Raw genomic sequence first — 5,074 nt, forward strand, 5'->3', positions numbered from 1 at the left:
TGGATTTGCCCGGTTCTTTTAGGTGAGGAGCCATTCTCATCCCATTTTAGAGTTAAGGTAGTTATCTCCCATTCTTTGCCATTGATTTGGTGAGTTACCGTTTTGGGTTTTAACTCGTCAATCCACTTGGCGAAAAAGTCATGTACCTTTACATCAAAGTGAATTTTGCTGTCATTGGGCAGATGTCTGCCCATCCAATACGTAGTTAATTTCTGAGCAAACGCAGGAGTGGCACCTGTCATCAAGCTAACAAAAATAAGTACCAGAATTTTGGTAATTGAGCGTTTCATTTTTCGAGTGATTTTCATAAGGTTGCTTTCTTTTGGAGAGTGATGATCTCGATTTCGGGGCTCTGGAGCGTGGCCTCGCGGATACGTGCACAGGTCTCCTGACTCTACGTGGAGTGAGGAGACCTGACGGGCGAATGGAACGCTTTACTTCCTTCTTCGCCGCACCAAGACCAGCGTGCCGCCGAGGGCCAGAAACGCCAGCGTGCCGGGTTCGGGGGCGGAGGAAGAAACCGACGTGGAAAAGTTCAGTGCCTGGACCTGACCGAAGGTGCCGCTTGTCGTCACGCTCAGAGTGGTGACGGGCGAGGCAAAGTTCAGGATGCCGCTTGCTAAACTTGCTAAACCCGAATCAGGAACGGTAAGCAGATTCCCCGCCACCGTTGCTCCTGCCATGCCCGAGGCGACGGAGATGGTCTGGTTGAAGGTATACGTGGTGGGATTGGGGCCACCGGATAGGTTACCACGCCAGGAAACGATGTAGAGATTCAAGTTGGAGATAGGCGATGCAAAGGTAACTGTCCAGCTGCTACTGGTGCTATAATCTAGTGACTGCTGGCTCGCGCTTCCCGGAGCAGCGGAGTAGCTCGCACCTGAGAGATCGTAAGCAACTAAGGTGGGATTGTTAAACCCCGACACCCCGATGTTAACTCCTCCCAAATTTCCCGAGGTAGAGGTAGCCCAGTTGGCGAAGGTTTGTGCCTGCGTAGCTTGCGGAAGCGCGGCGAGGGTGAGGAGCGCAAGTGCGCTGAGAAACGAAAAACGAGTTGTATTCATAAGATTGCTTTCTTTTGTAGAGTGAGGACTTCGATCTCGGGACTCTGGAGCGTGGCCTCGCGGATACGTGCCGTCCAGTCTTGCTCGCAGTTGGTGACGAGCACGCCCTTGACGCCCGAGCGCCACGCGGATTGAATATGGCCTGGCTCATCGTCGAGAATCAGGTCTTGGTTCTTGCACGGGGGCCAGGTAGGTTCCCTGGTTTTTCCAAAGTGGCTCAGACCCAACGCCTTGAGGTCTTTAGAAAAGCGTTGCTGCTGTTTTTGGAGGTTCTTGAGCGCCTGGCGCTTGGCCTGCTCAAGGGTGATGACACGGCGCACGGGTAGCCCGGCGAGGTGGCACCAGAGCCGCAGCTTCCAGGGTTTATGTGCGCCACTGGAGTAGAGCGTGAGGGCGTGACCGGCGCGGGTGAGCTCGCGCAGGAGAGGGCGTGCGCCCGTGCGGACTCCGTTAGGATATAAGAGCTTTGCGAGGGTGCCCGTGCGCTCGCAGGGAAACTCGCCACACTCCGCGATGAGCGTTCCTTCCAGATCAATGCCGATAGTCATACGTCGTTGAATTCCTCTCGTAGACATACTAGCTAGCAACTCTCTGCAAACTCTCTGCAAATTTTCTGCAAACTCTCTTCCGCTGATTTCACGCGGCGATTATGTTATAGTCTTCTTAGAAAGAAGAGTTTGTGTATCTAATAGTACTAACCGACGGGCTCACGGTGCAGTTCGGAGCAGAAACCGTCACCAAGTTTCGCACCCGCAAGAGTGCGTCTCTGCTCGCCTACCTCGCCCTCTATCCCGGCAACCACAGCCGTGAGAAGCTTCTGGAGATTTTCTGGCCGGAGCTGGAACTCGATGCCGCACGCCATGCGCTCTCGATGACACTGGGTTATCTGCGGGGGCCGCTGGAGAAAGAGGGTGCACACACACAAACCCACTTGGTACAGGCGACGCGTGACTGCGTGGGGCTGGTTCCGGGAAGCTACACCACGGACCTTGACTCACTGCCACCGGGCTTCAATCCCGAGCGCCTCCTGCCAGGCTTCTACGATGACTGGGTGCTGGAGGTGCGCGAGCGGCTCGCAACAAGAGTCCCCCCAGAACCGCTCCTGAATCTCCCCGCCCGTGCTCTGAAGATAGAGCCGCTCCCGACGCCGCTGAGTAGCTACCTGGGGCGTGAGGCGCTGCGGGAGGAGACCCTCGGGCTGCTGGCCTCGACGCGGCTTCTGACGCTCGTGGGAACCGGTGGCGTGGGAAAGACGCGCCTGGCGCTAGAGACACTCCGAGCACGTGAGGCGCTGGGGGACAGGGTGGTCTGGGTGGAGCTTTCCGCGCTCACAAACCCCGACGACATCCCGCTGCAGATCGTGATGGCACTGGGCCTCAAGAGTGTGGACGAGGTGATTCCTGCGCTACGAAACACCCCGATCCTGCTGGGGTTGGACAACTGCGAGCACCTGATTCATCGAGCCGCTCGAAAAGCCCAGCGCCTGCTGCTCGCCTGCCCGCACCTCAAAGTTCTTGCCACGAGCCGCGAGCCGCTCAACCTGCCCGGGGAGACCGTGCTGCGTCTACCGGGGCTGAGCGAGGCGGAGTCCGCTCTGCTCTTTTCCGAACGGGCCGGTCGCGCCCGGCCCGGCTGGCTACCAACACGCGATGAGAGCCTCATTCTGTCCCTTCTCTGTTTGCGTCTCGATGGCCTGCCGCTCGCGCTAGAGCTGGCGGCGGCGAAGCTGCGCACGCACAGCCTCCCCGAGCTGATGCAGCGGCTAGAGGCACGGCTCTCCGTTCTGACAAGCGGCAACCGGGTCGCGGAGCCGCGCCAGCAAACCCTGCACGCCGCCATCACCTGGAGCTACGAGCTCCTGAGTGAGACAGAGAAGACACTCTTTGTGACACTGGCCGTGTTTCAAGGCGGCTGGACGAGCGAGGACGCCAGGGCACTCTGTGGCGACTCGGACACGACGTTGGAGCGGCTGGACTCCCTGGTGGACAAGAGCCTGGTTCAGATAGACTACTTGCCCCGCGGGACACGCTATCGCTTTTTAGAAACCGTCCGTGAGTTTGCCCATCAGAAGCTGGAGGAGCTGCCCACGCACGCGATTCTGGAGGTGCGCCGCCGTCATCTTGAAGTGTTCTTTGCCATGGCACATCGCAGACCAAGCCGAAACCATGAGGGCCAGGTGCAGTGGGCGTCTCAGATGAGTCTGGAGCGGGGAAATCTTGGTCAGGCGCTGGAGTTCTGTCGTGCGGATCAGCCTCAGCGTGCCCTGGAATTTTGCAATAACGTGAGACCCTACTGGGTGTTGCGAGGAGCTTTCCGCGAACAGCGCCAACAGTATGAAGTAACTCTGGCGCTGCCCGGGGCTCAGGAAATCAACGAACACAAGATCACGGCGCTTCGGGAACACTCTAATGCGTGCCAGTCTTTGGGGGACTGGGTAGCGGCGAGGGCATCCCTTGACCTCCTGAGGGAGCTGAACATCACCTTAGGCAGACCGCACGACAGCCAGACCTGTCGTGCCCTTCTAGAGTTCAACGAAGGCAACCTCGAAGAATCCAGAAAGCAGTTTGAGGAGGTGCTTTTGTATGCGCGCGCGGAGGGGACGCGCGCCGAGCAAGAGCACGTTCTGGCGAACATGGGGCAACTTCTCCTCGTACAGGGAAATCTGGATGCGGCGCGTGCTCTGATTTTAGAATACCAGCGGTTTGTCGGCGACTCCCCTCACGCTTGTGCTTCTCTGGCGCTACTCAATCTGTTCGAAGGAAATCTTGTCGAAGCACGGAAGGGTTTCTTGGAGGTTCTTACCCTTTACAGGGAGCTGGAGAGCTACTGCAATCTAGGGCATGTCCTCGTAAACTTCGCGATGTTACTACTCCGCGAAGGCAAGCACAGGCGGGCGGCGCAGTTTTTTGGCATGAGCTATACGTGGTGTGACCGCTACGATTTTGTCTTGGAGCAGCCCGAGCGAGGCTTCCGCGAAAGAGACATTGCCCTGCTCCAGACACGGCTGGGTACCACCTCCTTCTCCTTCGATGCCGCCTTTCGCGAGGGCACTACCTGGAGCACCGAACAGGTTTTTTTACAGCTCCAACTCTAGTATCCGCGCGTCCGGGCGTGCTTCTTTCGGTGGCTGGCAGGCTCGCGCTGACCTGAGCCTGGTCCGCTTAGAGCAAACGTGCGGCGAGTTCGGGGTGCTCTTTTACGATCAGGCGGGCGGCGCGGTTGTAGGTTGCCATCCAGGTCTTAAACACGGCGGCGGCGCTGTCGCGGTCTGCGGTGGCCTGAAGGGTGGCGGCGTGCACGGCGGGGTAGGCGGTGCGGGCGGCAGCAAAGGCGCTCAGGGTGGCGAGGGCGGCGGCGTGCTCGCTTGCACCAAACCCGGCATTGGCGAGGGTGGCCGCATGGGCAAGGTCGGCGGCGATGGCATAGGCTGCCGTGGCCGTACTGAGAAACGTATCGTCATCGGGGGGGACGCTCCCGGTGGCCCCTAAAGCGGCGCGGGCGGCGGTATCGCTTGGGTAGGCCAGGCGGACGGTCTCACGGTAGAGGGTGAAGCCTGCCCGTGCGCTCTTGCGGGTGTCGGCAATGGCTGCCAGTCCCTTATCGTCGGCCTCTTCTTTGCGCTGGCGGTCGGTGAAGCGGCTCTGGAGGGTGGTTCCCAGAGCGATTCCCTCCGCGAGCACGGCAGGCTTGATGGTGCGTCGGGTCAGAAACGGCTCCAGCACGGGGTCGGCAGCGGCGGCGTGCAGTCGGGTGAGGGCGGTGGTGAAAAAGTTCGCCAGCGCCTGATCTTGCGCCGCTCGCTTTCTTTTCGTGGCGGCAGTGACAGTAGTGGGCAGTGTTGTCGGGACAGTCGGGGCGGGTGTCGGGATATTAGGGTCAGGCATTGGTTTATTTCCTTCCTTAGACGGCTTGTTAAGAGCCATCGCCTTATTCTACCGAAGACTTGTCTGCTTGTCCAGTGCATTAGGAGCTTAATTTACTGCCTCATGAGGCTAATTTACTACCTCATG

Annotated in this window: 5 protein-coding genes; 1 reads left to right on the top strand and 4 read right to left on the bottom strand. The window is 59.0% G+C overall.

Translation table 11 applies throughout. From position 1 onward, the window contains the following. From RMO15_RS11085 to RMO15_RS11095, 3 genes are all read right to left on the bottom strand, one after another. Window positions 1–308, bottom strand: a 308-nt coding sequence (locus tag RMO15_RS11085; protein ID WP_309712020.1) for a hypothetical protein, incomplete at its 3' end; no start/stop codon positions are given. 126 nt (window positions 309–434) lie between these two features. Beyond that, entirely contained in the window at window positions 435–1,064 is a 630-nt protein-coding gene (locus tag RMO15_RS11090; protein ID WP_309712023.1) for a PEP-CTERM sorting domain-containing protein, read from the bottom strand. Further along, a complete protein-coding gene (locus RMO15_RS11095; protein ID WP_309712026.1) occupies window positions 1,061–1,612 on the bottom strand; it encodes a hypothetical protein in 552 nt (183 codons plus the stop codon). Before RMO15_RS11095 ends, RMO15_RS11090 begins: the two co-directional genes overlap by 4 nt. A 131-nt stretch (window positions 1,613–1,743) precedes the next feature. Between RMO15_RS11095 and RMO15_RS11100 the strand changes: the two genes are divergently transcribed. Further along, the gene (locus tag RMO15_RS11100; RefSeq protein ID WP_309712028.1) at window positions 1,744–4,158 is read left to right on the top strand and encodes a hypothetical protein; all 2,415 of its coding nucleotides are present in this window, start codon (window positions 1,744–1,746) and stop codon (window positions 4,156–4,158) included. 67 nt (window positions 4,159–4,225) lie between these two features. Here the strand turns inward: RMO15_RS11100 and RMO15_RS11105 are convergent, their stop codons facing one another. After that, window positions 4,226–4,948, bottom strand: coding sequence for a hypothetical protein (locus tag RMO15_RS11105; RefSeq protein WP_309712031.1), 723 nt, complete (start codon window positions 4,946–4,948; stop codon window positions 4,226–4,228). Window positions 4,949–5,074: the final 126 nt, after the last annotated feature.

This window comes from Armatimonas sp., from assembly GCF_031410135.1.
Taxonomy (GTDB): Bacteria; Armatimonadota; Armatimonadia; order Armatimonadales; family Armatimonadaceae; genus Armatimonas.